The sequence below is a fragment of the Sorangium sp. KYC3313 genome, assembly GCF_052075895.1.
In the GTDB taxonomy this organism is placed as follows: domain Bacteria; phylum Myxococcota_A; class Polyangia; order Polyangiales; family Polyangiaceae; genus Sorangium; species Sorangium cellulosum_B.
The window spans coordinates 5448515-5464913 of sequence record NZ_CP197255.1; the positions used below are offsets into that span (position 1 = coordinate 5448515).

Consider the following 16399-nt stretch of genomic DNA (forward strand, 5'->3'; position numbering starts at 1 on the left):
GCGCGCCGGCTCCTCGCCGATGAGCTCACTGCCAGGAGCGAGGTGGTGCAGCGGGCGATTCGCGCCCTTGCCCCAGCTCTCCTCACGGCTGACCTCCCGGCGAACTACGTGGCTGACGTGGCCTTCGTTCGAGACGGCCAGCCGGTGGTTCTTGAGCTCAACCCACTCTATGCCGCGGGTTACAACGTGCCCTCGGCGCACGCCCTGCTCGTCGCCGCGCTCGGCGCCGACCTTGCCCTCCGCGCCGGGTACGCGGAGCTGCGGTGGACCGACATCCTCGACAGCGCTGCGACGCTCGCCGGTGAACGTGTCGAGCAGAGCCCGGCGGTATGGCTGCTCGGGTGATCGGATAGCTGGGCTGTCCAGCCGGCCGACCGGCCATGTAGCAGCTGGAGGGCATCGTGGCCGAGGGCATCCCGCCCCCCGGCGACTCCCCAGGCGCTCCGAGCGGCGCTCGGCAGGACCCCGCCGGTCACGGCCCAGCTGTCGACGTGACGTTCGCCGTCTCGCGAGTCATTCGCTCTCGAACTCGAGGCAGGCGGAATTGATGCAGAAGCGCTCGCCCGTCGGCGCCGGCCCGTCGTCGAAGACGTGCCCCAGATGTCCATCACAGCGCGCGCATACGACCTCCACCCGATCGAGGCCATGCTTCCGGTCGGCTCGGCGCTCAATCCGCTTCTCGTCGAGGACTGCGCTGAAGCTGGGCCAGCCGGTCCCAGAGTCGAATTTCGTCTGCGACGAAAAGAGCTGGGTGCCGCAGCCGGCGCATCGATAGACGCCCGTGCAGTGGTGGTTCCAGTACTGCCCCGTGTGCGGACGTTCGGTGTTCCCGTAGCGGAGCATTCGGTAGCGGTGCGGCCCGAGCAGCAAGAGCCACTCGGGTTCGGTCTTCGAGATCTTCTTGTCTGCCATCGCTGGATCCCGTCGTTGGGTCCTGGTGTCACGCGCGTTCGGTTCGGCGTCGACGGTCCACATGGATCTTAAGCTATTCGCCCCCGCATTGCCAGCGCAACGACCGTCGCGGATCTCGCAGGTGCAGCGGCGGCCATGGTGACCGAGAGCAGATCCCGCGCAGGCACACGCCTTCCGGCCCGGCCGCCCGTGGCACGAGCCCCCGCCCGCCCAACGACCACGAGCGTGCTGCAGGGCGCCGCGCCGAGCGCAGCGAGGCGCGACGCACCGTCAGCGCCAGGTGCTTGCTAGACCTTATCCTCGGGATCGCTTTCATAATCCAGAGGTCCCTCCCGAACATGCCGCAGCCATCGAGCGAGATCGGGCGCGTAGTGCATGTAGCCGAGAACGCCGCACACCACGCCTGCTACCGCTGCCGGCAACGTCTCCTCCAGCCACTTTTGGAGCGCGGCCACGGAAGGCATCCGCGGTGAGCGCGCGTGCTGGGTGTAGCCTTCGACGTCGCCATATAATGAGAAGTAGACATCGTGAAAGGCGTATTCGACGGCGCCGTCACCTCTCGCATGCCGCATCACACGGGGCTGACAGTACTTGCCGGAAGCCTCGATGCGCAGCTCAGTCGCACGGCTGCGCGCCACGGACGCGGCGGCGTGGTGTGCCGCCGCCGATCGCGCTTCGGCCAGCTGTTCATACCATGCGGCGCCCCGCTCCAACGTGCTTCGTGACGACTCGCGCCAGAGACTCAGCGCCTCTTCGAGCAGCTTCGCAGCAGACTCCAGAGCGCCGGCGCTCGACTCGATCTCGGCGTGGCGCGCGAGCCGCGCCGCAAGCTCATCCGGTGAGACGTGATTCTCTCGCAGCAGGTCGATCAGGCGACCGTAGAGCATGGACGCCTCTGCCCACCGCTCTCGGCCGTCGAGGTAATCGGCGATCGACTCGAAGGCGCGTACGCGCTCTCTTGCTTCGGTCTCCGCCTCCGCGCAACGAGTCGCCCGTTCAACGAGCTCGTCGGCGCGGGCCGGGTTGTCTCGGTGGTTCCATCGGGCATCATCCAGCAGAGTCTTCCACGCCATGGCTTCACCACGTCATCCGTGCCGGTCTGACGACCTCCTTCTGCCCAATGGAGGACATCCCGGACCGGCATCGTCGTGGTGCGATGCTACCACGTTCTGCCGCACACGGCAGCAGATGAGCCAGATCGAGGTGCCATCCGTAAGGTTCGGCTTCGTCCGACGGCCTCGTTCTGCGCCTGGCAACCACGCGTCGTGGTAGAGGCTCGTCGTGGCAGTGCCTGGGTAGGGTGGTGTCGGCCGCGCGCGAGCTGCGAAGGAAGCCTTCTGGTGGGCTCCGTATCGAGGATCTCCCCCTGACGTTCGGCCGATCGCGTCCGATCTGGAACCTGGCGCGCCTCGAGGTGTCGTTCACGAGGTGGAAGACGTGGTACCCCCTCGGGGGAGCGGTCCCTATCGGAGCCCCTCGCCTGTTCCTCCAAGCGCACCGCCTGCACCCCGAGCCGCCGGGCGCGGCCTCAAACCAGACGCGTGTGCGCTCGCCGTCGTTGTTTCGGCGCTCGTCCATGGAGCAATCCTCGTAACCTCCGCCGCGGCTGCTCCTGGAACGTTGATACCGGCAGATCCGGAGGAGCGCGAGCAGCTGTTCCGGGCGCGCGATCGGGCGGGGCCTCCCAGAACAGGGATGCCGGCGCGTCTGGAGCTGGTGCAGGAGCTCATCGGGGGTGACGGGGCGTTCTTCGTGCGCGCTGCCCCTTCCTGCACCATGCGCTCGTGCTTGGCGTGGGGACGGCCGTCGTCGGAGCTGGCGGCGTGTTATAGCCGCGAGCAGCTCTGCGACGCCGCCTACGACGTATCTCCTGCCGAGGCGTATGGATACTCCGCCGCGCTTGAGCGAAGCTGGCTCTCGGTCGCCACAGGAGAGAACACAGCTGGCGCGACGGATGTCTCGACGGAGTCGTACCGCGAGCTCATCCGTGGGTGCATCATCCAGGGAGGTAGACGCGGCGAGGTATTCCTCCGCATCGAGCGACGGCGCGACGGGACCGGGATCGCGCGGGCCGAGGCGCGTCACGGTCAGGTGGAACCGGAGCTGCTGTGCTGTCTACGCGAAGCCCAGACCACGCTCGTGCGGGCGCTGCGCCCCGGCACGGCCCGTGTGCTCCTCGCCCGCTTTGACGGTGAGGGCGGGTTTGAAATGAGATCCTTCTGACTGGCGCCGAGCCGAAGCGGCGGTCGGCTCGCGCAGCCGCAACGAGCTTGTCAGCCGGCGGTCACGGTCGTCGCTCGCTTCTGGACTGCGGCGGCGCCCAGGGCGCGGACGAGCGCCCGCGCGATCTTCAAGCCGCCGGCGCCGGACGGCTCGATGGCGTTCGCGAAGTCCCCCACCTCCGAGCAGACAAGGCGGAGGTCGACGACGTCGAGCGCGCGAGAGAAAGCTTGACGGAGGATGACGTCATTGAACGTCATCAAGGCGATGCGAGCCCGCTCCGCCTCACCGGGAGCGAGGTTGCCGTTGTAGATCGTGCAGACAGTCGTGGGTCGTCCGAGCGCGACGACGGCCTCGAGCGCCCACGAGTAGGATTGCTCGAACGCGTCCACGCGTTCGCGGAATATGTCCAGAGCCTCGGCCGTCGACCGGACAGGGCCGTCCGAGAATGTCGGCGTTCGAGAGCGCGTCGTTCCCGCCAAGCGAGAGGAGGACGTGGGTCGCGTCCTTCGGTATTCGGTCGAGCTGGGGGCCGATATCAGAGGTGGTCGTACCGTCGACCGCACACAGGGTGACTCGCCAGGAGGGTAAGAGAGCGCGGAGGTGCGAGGCGACATCGGGCTCGCCGTTGGTATACGAACCATTGTCGAAGATTGAATCACCCAAGAGAACGACAGACGACATGATTCTCTCCCGTGAAATGAGCGTCGTTGCGGCGCGTGGTGCCGGCGGTCCGCGTCGAGGCGCCCGCGCGGTACTCGGTGAGCTCCCCGGCGAGGTCGGGCCGCTCGCGGATCCGCGTCCAGTACTCGACCCTGGCGTCCTCGTCGATGTGGACGACGCCGCCGTAGAGCCCGCTGCGCTTGTTCTCTACGTACATGATCCGGCGCCTGGCGACCTCTCTCGTCCGTTTCTATCATGACTCGAGCTCGAACTCGTCCACGAGCTCGTACACCCGGCGCTCCGAGAGCCGCGGCGGCCGGATCGGCCACGATCCGGGCGGCGCCTCGATCGGCCTCGAGGCGCCGATCAAGCGAACGACGTAGCGGTGCAGGGTGCCAGGCTTCGCGGTTTCGGGCGGCGAGCATCCGTGGGCGCCGCTCGATCGGTGCATGCTGAGATACCCGGTCTCGCCCGGCCGGAGCGGCGGCGGCGCGGGTCCGACGTTGCCGCAGGCCCAGCAGTCCCAGCGTTCGTGGGTGCGCGACGTCTCGAGCCACATGTCGCCCAGGCTGATCGGCTCGTCGCTTCCGTTCGAGAGCTCATACCGTCCAAACTCGCCCAGCACCGGCGTCCACGATCGCCGCAGCTCGAGGCCGGGCGGCGGGGGGTGGTCGCGTCGAAGCGCCACCGTATCGAGGATCGGCTGCTCTCCCTCGGTCATGGCGAGCCAGACGTCGACCGCGACGCGCGTCTCTCTCCCGTCCAGCGGAACGACGAGGGGCCCCGCGAGCTCCGACGGGAGCGCAATCTCCAGCGCGGACAGGACGGCGGCCGTGCCGGATGCCTCGCACGCCGCCGACGAGGTCCCCGAGAGCCGGGGATTGCATGCGATCTCCGCCTCATCCCCTGCACGCAGGATGGCGCGGAGGCGATCCACGAGCGGCTCGTGCGCAAGCGACGTCCAGTGGAGGCTGAACCGCGGGGCGCCGTGCCGAGCGCAGCGAGGCTCGGCGCGCCATTCGCAGCAGCGGTTTGTTCGGCAGCCCCGCGCATGCGACCACACGTCGGGGGCGGCTGGCGGACGTCACCATGGCGATCGAGCCGGCCGATGGCCGCACCGTCAACGTTCGTGCAATACCGCCTCCAGCCGGTGGCCGTCGGGGTCGCGAACGAACGACGCGTAGTAGCCGGGATCGTAGTTCTCGCGAACGCCGGGCGGCCCCTCGTCGACACCGCCCTTGCTGAGGGCCTCCGCATGGAAGCGATCGACCGCCTCGCGGCTCGGGGCAACGAAGGCGAGGTGGAAGCCACGACCCGGTGCCTTCGCGTCAGGACCGGACGCGACGATGGCGAAGGGCGGCTCAGCTTCGTATCCCTCGGGCCCATACGCCACGTGACGGGCGTTTTGCGAGAGCCGGACAAGACCGAGCGGCGCCAGACAGGCGTCGTAGAACTCCGCAGCACGCTCGAGATTCTCGACACCGACCGAAACGTGATCGAACACGAAGACTCTGGCGTCCTTGGGCATGGGTGCGAGGTACCTCTTGCGGTTGTCCGTGGCAAGCGACAACGCGCGGGACGGCCTGCACGGACGCGCCGGAGAGAGCGGCGCTGAGCGGACAGCCGAAGACTACCGAGGACAAGAGTTGCCTGGCGCTCGCCGCCGAGCAGCTCGCGCTCGGCGAGCGCGCGGCCTCAATCGGAGTTGGGCCAGGTGAGAATCCCAGCGCGCGGGTACGGTCCGAACCCGGTGAAAGGGCTCCAGTCCGATTCGCCTTCTATCACAACGTGCACCCACGCCTCGTGCGAGTCTACGAGACGCGCCCGGTCGGTCACGATGCCAAGGATGCGACACTCGCGCAGGACGCGGTCAACGACATCCGCGTCCTCTTGGTCGAGTCCGAGCATCGCGCCGCTGCCCATGTACTTCGGTCCTTCGAAGTACGCCGCGAGGGAGCGCCACCCGTCTTCGGCGTCGAGCGGAACGAAGACGCCCTCGATCTCGGGTTGCATGCAAATGTTCCCGCAGGTCTGGTTCGAGTAGATGACCCCGCTCGGGCAGGGGATGAGCAGGCCGAGGCCTGCGTCGTATAGCCTGATGATCTTGTTCATCGTCCTCGCCTCCCGAACGCCTGCGCCTCAGCCGCGCCGCGCAGCGGCGTCGATCGCCGCCGCTCGTCGGTGCTGATTGCGACGGGCCGTGGAGTGTCGTCCTTGGTAGATCCTGCTGTCTTTCAGGCTGGCAATCACAGCAGCCCGATGCCGTACCTGTCCAGCGACTCGCTCAGGCGCGCGTGTGTCGCGCGTCGCTGGATCCGGCTCCTCCCAGGGGGGCTGCAGCCTTGTCCCGGCCCGCCTGGCTCCGCGCCAGGATCGCGCGACAACGGCGCCGGGCTCAACGCCGGCTGCTGTCCAGCCCGCTCTCCTCGGTCAGCTCCGCCTTCTGCGCGCGCGCCGGCGGCACCTCGAGCCCTGCCGCGCGAGCCAGCCCCATCACCCCCTCCACGGCCGCCGCGATGTAACCGAACGGGTTCGCCCCATCGACTGCCGTGACGTGCACCTCTCCCATCCGCTGCTGGAACGCGGCGGCGAGCGCCGGCATCTGCTGCGCGACCGTCAATCGGATGACCTCCGGCGACACGGTGTTCTCGATCTCCCGGAGCGCCCGCGCGCGGTCGAGCTCGATCTCCTGCGTGAGCCGCGCCTTCCTCGCCTCGATCTCGGCGATGGCGAGCTCGGCCTCGGCCACGAGCCGGCGCGCGCCCGCGATCGCCGCGCGCTGCCTGAGCAGGTCGATCTCATGGGCGCTCGCGGCCATCTTCGCCGCGTGGCGCGCCGCCGCCGCCTCCGCCTCGAGCGTCGTCTTCTCGATCTCGGCCTTCAGCGTGAGCGCCGCGATCTGCTGTTCGTGGGCCAGCCGCGTCTCCTTCAGCCGCGCCTCGGAGGCGAGCTCCTCGAGCCGGGCCTTCTCGCTGGTCTCCTGGCGTCGCGTGCGCAGCTCGACCTCGGCGGAGAGCCTGGTCAGCTCGATCGCGCGCTGCGCCTCGGCCTCGCCCTGCCGGACCGCGCGCTCGGTGAGCAGCGACGCCTCCCTGGCCTTCCGCTCCTGCTCCTGGCGATAGTGCGCCTGCAGGTTGCCGAACACCGCAGGAGACAGGATGCGCACGTCCTGGATCTCGATGGTATCGATGAGGACGCCCCACCCCTTGTCGGTGGCGTCCTCGGCGCTCCCGCGCCAGGAGACGACGGGCACGATCTCTCGTATCAGCTCGCTGGCGAGCCCTTCCTTCCGCCGCGTCAGGCACTCCTCGACGGAGAGGTTCGCGACCAGCCGGCGCACGGCGCCCGCAAACATGTCCACGAGGAGCGCCTCGAGCTTCTCCTGCGCGCGCTCCGGGAACGAGAAGTTCAGCATCCGGAACGCGATGAGCGGCTCCACGATGCGGTAGACGGCGAGCCCCGTGATCTCCACGCCGACCTTCTCGAGGGTGACCTGGTCGGCCGTGAACTGGAGCTTCTGGACCGTGGTCGGCACGATGGCGACGCTGTCGCCCGGGAGCTTGAAGCACGAGGCGCCCTGACCGGAGGTGGGCCGGAGGCTACCCCGCCGCATGTGAATCAGGTACTCGCTCGGCTTGGCGCTGACACGGCCCCATCTCTTGAGCTTCTCTGGATCTTCGGCCGGCTTGCCGGCGGGCCAGCCCTGATCGTACCGCCCGCGACCGGCCGCCCCGGTCCCGTGATCGTCCGCGTGGAGGACCGCCGCGGCGCCGCCCGGCACGCCGTTCTCGTGGATGATGACCCTGCGTTGCTCGATGTGCGTCATGACCTCTACCTCGCGAGAACGGCTTTCGCAGGAAGCGGGCCAGGCAGGAGACACGGTGAACGACGCGTTCCGGGGCCGCGCCGGGCACGGGCGACCCGCGATAGACGAGACGCCGATCCGGAATGGAGCGCAGCGCCGGTCCAGGATGGAGCGCTGTTACCTCATAACCAGGGAATCATCCGGCGGTGCTGTACGAGCTCACCATAAATTACGCGCGTCGACTCGGCGGGTTGCGTGCAGATCCAGAGCACGTTCTTTGCGGCATCCGCTGGCGACTGCGCCGACGACATGTCGTCGAACCACGGGCGCAGTCATACATCTGTTACCTCGAATCCTTCTGTCGTGGAGAGCTAGCGTACCTGACGCTTCCTCCGCCTTGTCGAGGAGGCCAACGTGAGATCACCGCAGCGCTTCCGCTCTCAAGCCCCGCGCTTCTGTCGCGATCAGCGCAGCGCGTGGGTGCGGGTCATCCGGTTCGCGAACGTCGACAGCGTGGTTGTGCCGATACCGACGATCACCTCCAGGGCCTGCTCGGCGGTGAAGCCCGCGCGGAGGAAGGCGTCGAGATCGGCGTCCGGCACCTGGCCCCGCTCGCGCAGCGTCGCCTCGGTGAACGCCGCGAGCGCCTGGAGGCGCGCGTCGGGCGCCGGCCTTCGCTCGAACAGCGCCGCGGCGACCTCGGGGGAAGCCCCGGCGCGGAGGAGCAGCCCGCGGTGCATCGTGCGGCAGAGATCACAGCCGTTCTCGCCGGCGACGACCATCACCACGACCTCACGCTCCACCGGCGAGAGCGTGGCCCCCTCGAAGACCGAGAGGAGCTCGTCGAAGGCGCGCACCAGGAGCGGCGAGGTCGCGAAGCGCGCGGAGGGCAGCGGCAGGAAGCCGAACTTCCGCGAGGTCCGCTCCAGCGCGGGGCGGGCCGCCGCGGGCGCGGTGTCGAGCGTGTGCGCAGGGAAGTGAGGGGAAGCAGCGGTCTGGCTCATGCGGGTGTCTCCTGAATTGGTTGTCTATGCAAGTAATTGGAGGTGAAGAAGGCCCCGCGGACGGCGGGGCACCTTTCAGGCCTCGGGCTCGAGGTTCGCGAGGATGCGCTGCAGCGTGCGCCGGGTCGTGAGGAGATCGTCCTCCGGGATGCCGGCGCGCAGCGTGTCCACGAGGGCCATGGCCTCACCCGACAGGGCCTTGCGCAGCGTTCGCCCGCGCGCGGTGAGGTAGACGAGCCGGGCGCGCCGGTCCGTCGGGTCGAGCCGGCGCTCGACCAGCCCGTCGCGCTCCATGAGCGCGAGGATCCGGCTCATCGTGGGCACGTCTCGGAAGGTGCGCTCGGCCAGGTGCGTCTGCGTGACGCCCTCCTGCTCCCACAGGCGGACGAGGACCATCCATTGCTCGGGCGTGATCTCGACGCCGTGCGCGCGGAAGCGCCGGTACATCGCGGCGCGGGAAGCGAGATAGACGCGCGCCACCCAGTAGCTGAGCGCGTTGTCGAGGACGATCCCCCCGTCGGCCGTGAACTGGTCGCGCATGATGGCCGATCCTACCGCAAAGGATTTGGTTGTCAATACAACCAATGCGGCCCGCTGCGGGTCGACCAGGCTCTCGAGCGACATGCCTCAGCGCGCCGCGAGGTGGGTCTCGAGCAGGTGCGCGAGCACGCCCCGCCGCTCGTACATCGACGCGTGCGACGGAAAGGATCTCCCCGACTGGGCCAGAGGACGGAGCTTCGCGTAGATGGCGTCCCTGGCGATCGGCTCGGCCTGGAACGCGGAGCTCGTGGCCGGCAACAGGTAGCGCGGCACAGCGGCCGGCCCGGCGTCCCTGGAGATGAGGAGATCACGCATCACATCGTCGCGGGTGATGAACTCCGCCCACGCGGCGGCCGCGGCGTTGCAGGCTGGGTCGCCGGAGCATCCCTTGCGCCGCACGAAGGCGTCGGTGAACAGGAGGGGCGTGGCGCTGGTACCGAGCGGGATCGTCGACACGCGCAGCCCCTCGACGGGCACGCCGTGCGCCTTCATGAGCGTGACCGTCCGATGCAGGTGCTCGCTGTATCCCCAGTAGCCGATCGCGTTGCCCTTCACGAACTCCTCGACCGGACCCTCCAGCGTCTCGTCGTACGTGCCGTCGATGCAAGGGTTCCTGTCACGCTGCCGACAGAGCTCGGCAAGCTGCTTGAGCGCCGCTGTGCTGCCGGCGTGAAGGGGCGGCTTCACGGCGTTGCTCAGGGCCAGCGGGTTCGTGGCATCGAGCCCGTTGTCGACACGTGCGTCCAGGTAGAGGGCGGGTAGATCCCAGCTGCTCGCGAAATTCCCGAGGAGGGGCTTCCCGCTCTCGCGCGCGGCCTTCACGAGGCCGGCGATGCTGGAAGCGGCGTCGAGCTTCTCGGATCTCGTGACCAGGAAGAACCCGCAGCTGAGATGGGGTACACCCCACCAGACGGACTTGCCACTTGGGTCGATCTCGGTGCTGGCCGACCTGGCTGCGGCAAGGTAGTCGCGCTCCGGCACGGAAGGCCACGGCTCGAGGACGTCGGCGTCGATCAGATCCCCCAGCACCACGGCGTCGATCTCGACGAGATCGTAGCGACCGGACGCGAGCCATCCTGCGAGGCGCGTCGGATTGTGGTAGCTGTCATCGGACTTGACGAGGCGCAGGTCGAGATCGATCGCCGCATGCTGCGATTCGAACCCGTTCTCGATCATCGTTCGCAGGGACGCGAAGTCATCGCCGGCGGCGTCTGGAATCCAGGGGACGAGGGCCACGCTGAGCTTCGTGCGGCCAGGCTTGCCGGCGGAATCGACCGACGAGGCCGCCTGAGGCGGCGTGGGGGGCGGGCAGGGCATGCTGGCGGCGGAGGTGCCCGCCACGCCTCCGCAACCGGCAGCGGAGAGCGCGAGCACGGCGGTCCACAGACAGGCGCTTGGTCGTCGGATCGTGGTCATGTCGTCCATGGACCGAGGCGCTGGCATGGCCTCGCGTGCCCGGGAATGAACTCGTTCAGGGGTTAGCCTGGTTCGCACGAAGCTCCCGTACGAGCCGCTCGATCGTGAAACTCGATTCGTGCCACGACGTGTCGCTCCGGCTGGGCCCGGAGGTTCGGTCCAGGAGCTCGTTCAGCTCGGGCAACAGCGCGGACGCATCCCGGCCAAGGGCGGCGACCGCGCGCAGCCAGCCATCGAGCCGATAGGCAGCGAGCCAGGCGTCGAGCCGTGGACGCGACGCCGCAAGGACGGGCGCCAGCGGGTGTTCGTCGCCGCTGCGCGCGAGCGCCTCCACCGCCAGCCAGCGCACGGTGAACAGCTCGTCGGAGAGGGCACGACGGAGCGCCGGAGCCTGCTCGGGACACGGCGCAGCGCGCGCGAGCACGCGGGCTGCGGCGAGCCGCACGACGGGCTCCTTGCTCGTCAGGGCATCGGCGACCGTACCCAGAACAGGCTGCGCAGCCGCCCCAGCCTTCTCGAGGGCAGAGAGGGCGGCTCGCTGGACGTTAGGATTGGACGCAGCCACCCAGCGCGCAGCGCTCTTCACGCCACGCTCGGTCGGGGCAACCGGCGGCAGCCACCTGCCGAAACAATTCCGATGGTGAACCGGGCGGCCCCACGCCTCGGCCAGCGCGATCAGGAACCGCTCAGGCTTCGGCTCTTCCCCCGAGAGCCGCTCGAGCGCCGCCTCGATGCGCGCCCGATCCTGGGCAAGCCTCGTCCTGAAAGCGTCCTCCGGACCACCGCGGTGAGCCATTCATCCTTCTCCCCAGAAGCCGCGCTCGCACAACGCCACAGCCGCGATGAAGTCGACCTGCCCCATGAGGTGCACCCCCTCGCTACCGCCTGAAGAACGACGCCTGCTGGAAGCGCAGGCCGGCCAGGATCTGATCCACCCGTGCGTCGGACAGCGACCCGATCCGCTCGCCCAGGCGGGCCTTCTCGACCGAGGAGATCTGCGACACGACCACGACGCTCTGCCTGGGAAGGTTCCCCTCGCCCACGTCGAGCAGGATGTTCCCAGGCTCGCTCGCCCGGTGCAAGTTCGACGTCAGCGCGCACACGACCACGGTCGTGATGCGCGAGTGGTTGAAGACGTCGTCCTGGACCACCACATGGGGATGGGAGTAGCTCGGGACAGGCCCCCGCGAGTCATCGGGCCCTATCCAGAACACGTCGCCGCGATCGATCCGCGCCGAGCGCGTGCCTGTCGGTTCTCCTGCGCCTGCGTCCGTCTTCATGTGCCTCGCGCGCCGGCACGAAGGATGGTCCGTGGCGCATCTCGGCGCAACCGCGCTCGTGCGGCACGATCTTCCCAGCACACCACGGGGTCTGGCAAGGCGGCACAGGCACATCGACCCCACCGATCCAGCGGTTGCGTCATCACCGGCTCGTCCCGGCTCACCCGTGAGCGCCGCGTTCGGCTCATCGTGGCACAGTCTGCTCCAGGTTTGCCGGCTGTGCGCGTCTCCCCGGGACAAACGTGCGATTTTCGGCGCAAAGGCGCTCTGGCACGCAGACTGCAATACCCTGGCATCATGAGAACATCAATTATCTTGGCGACCGTGCTCATGTCGGCTCTCGCGGGGTGCAGCTCGAACGAGGGTGGCGGCAGCGGCGGCGGTGGCCCGGACCAGGGAGAGGGCGGCTCGGGGCAGGGAGGGGGCGGCTCGGGGCAGGGAGAGGGCGGCTCGGGGCAGGGAGGGGGCGGCGGGGCCGTCGAGTGCTTCGAGAAGAAGGCTGGCTGCGTGCTGCCGTCGGACGCGGCGCGGATCGAGAGCCCGGTCGTCTCCGAGGAGGATCAGGTGTTGCTGGCGCGCAACAACGCGAGCTTCGCGCTCGACCTCGGCCGCGTGCTCCCCAGCGAGAACGGGAACCTCGTCTACTCGCCTTACAGCATCTCGACGGCGCTCGCCATGACGTACGCGGGCGCGCGGACCACCACGGAGCAGGCGATGGCCGCGGCGATGCGGTTCGAGCTCCCGCAGGAGCGGCTGCACCCGGCGTTCAACTACGTGGATCTCGAGCTCCACAAGCGCGCCGAGGGCTCGAGCAATGTCCAGGGAGGCGGCTTCCGGCTCCACACGGCCAACGCGATCTGGTCGCAGCTCGACCTCGCGCTCGAACAGCCGTTCTTGAAGGTGCTCGGCGAGAACTACGGGGCGCACGTGCGGCTCGCCGACTTCGATGCCCCGGACGAGGCCGAGAGCCTCATCAACGCGTGGGTGAAGGACCAGACGGAGGGCATGATTCCGGAGCTCCTCAAGAAGAACGTGACCCCGGAGACGCTCGTCGTGCTCACCAACGCCATCTACTTCGACGCCGCGTGGCACACGCCGTTCAACGAGGACGCGACGAAGGCCGGGGAGTTCCAGCGCGGCGACGGCACGAGCGTCACCGCCCAGATGATGCACGGCACACAGGAGACGCGCTACGGCGCCGGCGACGGCTGGGAAGCGGTGGAGATCCCTTATGCGGGCACCCCTGTCTCGATGTTCCTCGTCCTGCCTGCCGAGGGGAACGCGGACGCGCTGGCGGAGTCGCTCGACGGCGCGGCGCTCGAGACGATCATCGCCTCGACGCAGTCGCGGTCGGTCGACATCACGATGCCGAAGTTCTCGTTCGGCACCTCGGCCTCTCTCAAGAGCGCGCTGACGGAGCTCGGCATGGGGGCCGCCTTCGGCCCCGGCGCCGACTTCTCGGGGCTGCTCCCGGTCGAGCCGGGCGAAGATCTCTTCCTCCAGGACGTCATCCACAAGGCGGTCATCGACGTGGACGAGGCCGGGACCGAGGCCGCGGCGGCGACGGCGGTCCTCATCGGCGCCACGGGCTCGGGCTTCTTCCCCGAGCCCGCGGAGATCGTGCTGGACCGGCCGTTCTTCTTCTTCATCAGCGACCTGCCGACGGGGGCGCTCCTCTTCGCGGGGCGCGTCAACGATCCGACAGCACACTGAGGTGAAACGAAGCCCCTCGGGCGCCGGAAGAGCTCCTCGCCATGACACCCCGGTGTCTGGCAAGGAGTGGCACAGACTCATCGATCCCGCCGAGCCATGAATTCGCCGCCACCCGCATATCCCGGTTCTCTCTCGGGCTAGACATGCGGCTCATCGTGGCGCAATCTGTCTCTGATTCCCCCGCTGCGCTCAGTCCTTCAGGCCAAAGTCGCGTTTTTCCCGCGGGGAGGCGCTCTGGCATGCTGCCTGCAGTCCGCCTGCGCCATGCGAACAACGATTCTCTTGGCGACCATGCTTATGTCAGCTCTGGTGGGGTGCAGCTCGGCCCAGGTTGGGGGCACGGGAGGCGGCGGCCCAGGCCAGGGCGAAGGCGGCTCGGATCAGGGCGGGGGAGGGGGCGACTCGCCCGAGGCTCCCGTCGAGTGCTTCGAGAAGAAGGCGGGCTGCGTGCTGCCCTCGAACGCGGCGCGGATCGAGAGCCCGGTCGTCTCGGAGGAGGATCGGGTGTTGCTGGCGCGCAACAACGCGAGCTTCGCGTTCGACCTCGGCCGCGCGATCCCCAGCGCGAACGGGAACGTCGTCTACTCGCCTTACAGCATCTCGACGGCGCTCGCCATGACGTACGCGGGCGCGCGGACCACCACGGAGCAGGCGATGGCCGCGACGATGCGGTTCGAGCTCCCGCAGGAGCGGCTGCACCCGGCGTTCAACTACGTGGATCTCGAGCTCCACAAGCGCGCCGAGGGCTCCAGCAACGTCGAGGGAGGCGGCTTCCGGCTCCACACGGCCAACGCGATCTGGTCGCACGTCGATCTCGCGCTCGAGCAGCCGTTCTTGACGGTGCTCGGCGAGAGCTACGGGGCGCGCGTGCGGCTCGCCGACTTCGATGCCCCGGAGGAGGCCGAGGGCCTCATCAACGCGTGGGTGAAGGACCAGACGGAGGGCATGATTCCGGAGCTCCTCCACGGCAGCGTGACCCAGGATACGCGCGTCGTGCTCACCAATGCCATCTACTTCGACGCCGCGTGGCACACGCCGTTCAACGAGGACGCGACGAAGCCCGGCGCGTTCCAGCGCGGCGACGGCACGAGCGTCACCGCCCAGATGATGCACGGCACACAGGAGACGCGCTACGGCGCCGGCGACGGCTGGGAAGCGGTGGAGATCCCTTATGCGGGCACCCCTGTCTCGATGTTCCTCGTCCTGCCTGCCGAGGGGAACGCGGACGCGCTGGCGGAGTCGCTCGACGGCGAGGGGCTCGAGACGATCATCGCCTCGCTGCAGTCACGGTCGGTCGACATCACGATGCCGAAGTTCTCGTTCGGCACCTCGGCTCCTCTCAAGAAGGCGCTCATGGATCTCGGCATGGACGTCGCGTTTGGCGGCAGCGCCGACTTCTCGGGCATCATCAAGGGCGGAGGGCTCCAGATCCAGGACGTCATCCACAAGGCGGTCATCGGCGTGGACGAGGCCGGGACCGAGGCCGCGGCGGCGACGGCGGTCCTCGTCGCCGAGAATTCCGCGGGCGCGGGCATCTTCCTCGAGCCGGTGGCGATCGTCCTCGACCGTCCGTTCTTCTTCTTCATCAGCGACCTGCCGACGGGGGCGCTCCTCTTCGCGGGGCGCGTCAGCGATCCGACAGCGCGCTGAGGAGACGTGAGGCATACGCACTTCTGAGATCGCCCTCGCGCTGCAGGTTCTCACACGATTGGTTCGACGTATCGGTAAGTGCAGGTCGGTTCATGCGTCATTACGGGCGTCGCTCGAATATCGCGTCGAATCTGCCGATTCTTCGATTCGACTCTCTGGCTCCATAGATGGTGGCCCGCGCCGCGATCACGGGTTATAGGGTCGCGCGCCGATGCACAACCGCTCCGACCAGTTCTCCAAGAACTTGCTGCGCGATGGGCTGAGCCTCGTATCGGCGGTGCAAACCGAGGTCGAGGTGCTGGCGGCTACCCAGAAGATCGACGTCTACTGCGTGCCCGATCCTGCTCGGGAGGCTCAGCGCGTCAGGATGGGACTGCTCGGCGAGCTCTCGACGGGGCCGAGCCTGTTCGAGCCGTTCCACGGCACGCCGAGCCTGCGGCTGGTCCGGCGGTGCCTGCGCAAGCAGCTGACGTGGCACCACGAGCTCGAACGTCGCGCCCGCGCCGCAGCCGGCTCCGTCGTGCCGGACGACGATGCCGAGGCGCCGTTACAGCCGACGGTGGACTTTCCCGCGCTGGTCGTTGTCAGCCGGGGGCGTCCTGAGACGGTGCTCGACGCTGATGGGTTCAAGCCGGCGCAGGCAGGCGTCTACCAGGCTGTGCCGGGCCTGGCAATGCGCGTGGTGGTGCTCGCGGAGCTGCCCCGGACGCGTGCCACGCTGCTGCTGCGGCTGCTCGGGTCAGGCCGCCGCTTTCGCGAGGCGCTGGCGGATCTGGCGGCCCTGCCGCACGGTGCCTGGGAGAAGAGCGTCGCCACGCCGCTGCTGGTACACTTCCGGTTCACAAGCCATGAGCCGACGACGGACGAGGAGGACGATGTGAGCGCAGAGATCCGGGCGTGGTTCGAGGAATACGAGCGGAAGCTCCGGGCCGAGGAGCGGAAAGAAGGCCGCGCCGAGGAGGCGGCGCGTGCCGTGCTGACCGCGCTCAGGGTTCGTGGCATCGCCGTGCCGGACGTGGCGCGTGAGCGCATCCTGGCCGAGAAGGATCCGGAGACTCTGGAGCGATGGCATGAGCGGGCCATCGTCGCCGCGTCGCTGGCCGAGGTGCTCGACGGTCTGAGCTGAGCCATACCGGCCAACGACGGGCTGCCCAGGTCGCGGGCGTCGGCAGCGGCGCCTCCTTGGGCGCGGGTCT

The 16399-nt window shown here is 68.7% G+C and carries 18 protein-coding genes; 5 read left to right on the forward strand and 13 right to left on the reverse strand.

From position 1 onward, the window contains the following. The first annotated feature begins 117 nt into the window (after positions 1 to 117). Positions 118 to 345 (forward strand): hypothetical protein, encoded by a 228-nt coding sequence (locus ACSRUE_RS21360; RefSeq protein WP_441292601.1) that lies wholly within the window; start codon positions 118 to 120, stop codon positions 343 to 345. Between the two features lie 168 nt (positions 346 to 513). Here the strand turns inward: ACSRUE_RS21360 and msrB are convergent, their stop codons facing one another. Continuing rightward, on the reverse strand, positions 514 to 912 hold the full coding sequence (gene msrB / locus ACSRUE_RS21365; RefSeq protein ID WP_441293111.1) for a peptide-methionine (R)-S-oxide reductase MsrB: 399 nt from the start codon (positions 910 to 912) through the stop codon (positions 514 to 516). Positions 913 to 1199: 287 nt separating this feature from the next. Then, complete coding sequence (locus ACSRUE_RS21370; protein WP_441292602.1) at positions 1200 to 1985, reverse strand: hypothetical protein; 786 nt, start codon at positions 1983 to 1985, stop codon at positions 1200 to 1202. Between the two features lie 622 nt (positions 1986 to 2607). Here ACSRUE_RS21370 and ACSRUE_RS21375 point away from each other — a divergent pair. After that, positions 2608 to 3135, forward strand: coding sequence for a hypothetical protein (locus ACSRUE_RS21375; protein ID WP_441292603.1), 528 nt, complete (start codon positions 2608 to 2610; stop codon positions 3133 to 3135). Between the two features lie 50 nt (positions 3136 to 3185). On the opposite strand, the gene ACSRUE_RS21380 is transcribed toward ACSRUE_RS21375, so the two are convergent. From ACSRUE_RS21380 to ACSRUE_RS21430, 11 genes are all read right to left on the reverse strand, one after another. Further along, positions 3186 to 3524: a hypothetical protein gene (locus tag ACSRUE_RS21380; protein WP_441292604.1), complete on the reverse strand. Its 339-nt coding sequence runs from the start codon at positions 3522 to 3524 to the stop codon at positions 3186 to 3188. A 266-nt stretch (positions 3525 to 3790) separates the two neighbouring features. After that, positions 3791 to 4012 (reverse strand): hypothetical protein, encoded by a 222-nt coding sequence (locus ACSRUE_RS21385; RefSeq protein WP_441292605.1) that lies wholly within the window; start codon positions 4010 to 4012, stop codon positions 3791 to 3793. A 36-nt stretch (positions 4013 to 4048) separates the two neighbouring features. Next, positions 4049 to 4732, reverse strand: a complete 684-nt coding sequence (locus tag ACSRUE_RS21390; protein WP_441292606.1) for a hypothetical protein — start codon at positions 4730 to 4732, stop codon at positions 4049 to 4051. Positions 4733 to 4915: 183 nt separating this feature from the next. Beyond that, on the reverse strand, positions 4916 to 5323 hold the full coding sequence (locus ACSRUE_RS21395; protein ID WP_441292607.1) for a VOC family protein: 408 nt from the start codon (positions 5321 to 5323) through the stop codon (positions 4916 to 4918). A gap of 167 nt (positions 5324 to 5490) precedes the next feature. Next, the gene (locus ACSRUE_RS21400) at positions 5491 to 5907 is read right to left on the reverse strand and encodes a DUF6210 family protein (protein WP_441292608.1); all 417 of its coding nucleotides are present in this window, start codon (positions 5905 to 5907) and stop codon (positions 5491 to 5493) included. Positions 5908 to 6190: 283 nt separating this feature from the next. Then, complete coding sequence (locus tag ACSRUE_RS21405) at positions 6191 to 7621, reverse strand: SPFH domain-containing protein (protein WP_441292609.1); 1431 nt, start codon at positions 7619 to 7621, stop codon at positions 6191 to 6193. A 443-nt stretch (positions 7622 to 8064) separates the two neighbouring features. Beyond that, positions 8065 to 8604 carry a carboxymuconolactone decarboxylase family protein gene (locus ACSRUE_RS21410; RefSeq protein WP_441292610.1) on the reverse strand — a complete coding sequence of 180 codons (540 nt, stop codon included), beginning with the start codon at positions 8602 to 8604 and terminating at the stop codon, positions 8065 to 8067. A gap of 75 nt (positions 8605 to 8679) precedes the next feature. Further along, positions 8680 to 9144, reverse strand: coding sequence for a MarR family winged helix-turn-helix transcriptional regulator (locus ACSRUE_RS21415; RefSeq protein ID WP_441292611.1), 465 nt, complete (start codon positions 9142 to 9144; stop codon positions 8680 to 8682). Between the two features lie 87 nt (positions 9145 to 9231). Next, complete coding sequence (locus tag ACSRUE_RS21420; protein ID WP_441292612.1) at positions 9232 to 10560, reverse strand: hypothetical protein; 1329 nt, start codon at positions 10558 to 10560, stop codon at positions 9232 to 9234. A 55-nt stretch (positions 10561 to 10615) separates the two neighbouring features. After that, positions 10616 to 11356, reverse strand: coding sequence for a HEAT repeat domain-containing protein (locus tag ACSRUE_RS21425; protein WP_441292613.1), 741 nt, complete (start codon positions 11354 to 11356; stop codon positions 10616 to 10618). 82 nt (positions 11357 to 11438) lie between these two features. Further along, on the reverse strand, positions 11439 to 11840 hold the full coding sequence (locus ACSRUE_RS21430) for a type II toxin-antitoxin system PemK/MazF family toxin (RefSeq protein WP_441292614.1): 402 nt from the start codon (positions 11838 to 11840) through the stop codon (positions 11439 to 11441). A 297-nt stretch (positions 11841 to 12137) separates the two neighbouring features. On the opposite strand from ACSRUE_RS21430, the gene ACSRUE_RS21435 reads away from it, so the two are divergent. From ACSRUE_RS21435 to ACSRUE_RS21445, 3 genes are all read left to right on the forward strand, one after another. Continuing rightward, positions 12138 to 13553 (forward strand): serpin family protein, encoded by a 1416-nt coding sequence (locus ACSRUE_RS21435; RefSeq protein ID WP_441292615.1) that lies wholly within the window; start codon positions 12138 to 12140, stop codon positions 13551 to 13553. 291 nt (positions 13554 to 13844) lie between these two features. After that, positions 13845 to 15203, forward strand: a complete 1359-nt coding sequence (locus ACSRUE_RS21440) for a serpin family protein (protein WP_441292616.1) — start codon at positions 13845 to 13847, stop codon at positions 15201 to 15203. A gap of 211 nt (positions 15204 to 15414) precedes the next feature. After that, complete coding sequence (locus tag ACSRUE_RS21445; protein ID WP_437766042.1) at positions 15415 to 16329, forward strand: hypothetical protein; 915 nt, start codon at positions 15415 to 15417, stop codon at positions 16327 to 16329. Positions 16330 to 16399: the final 70 nt, after the last annotated feature.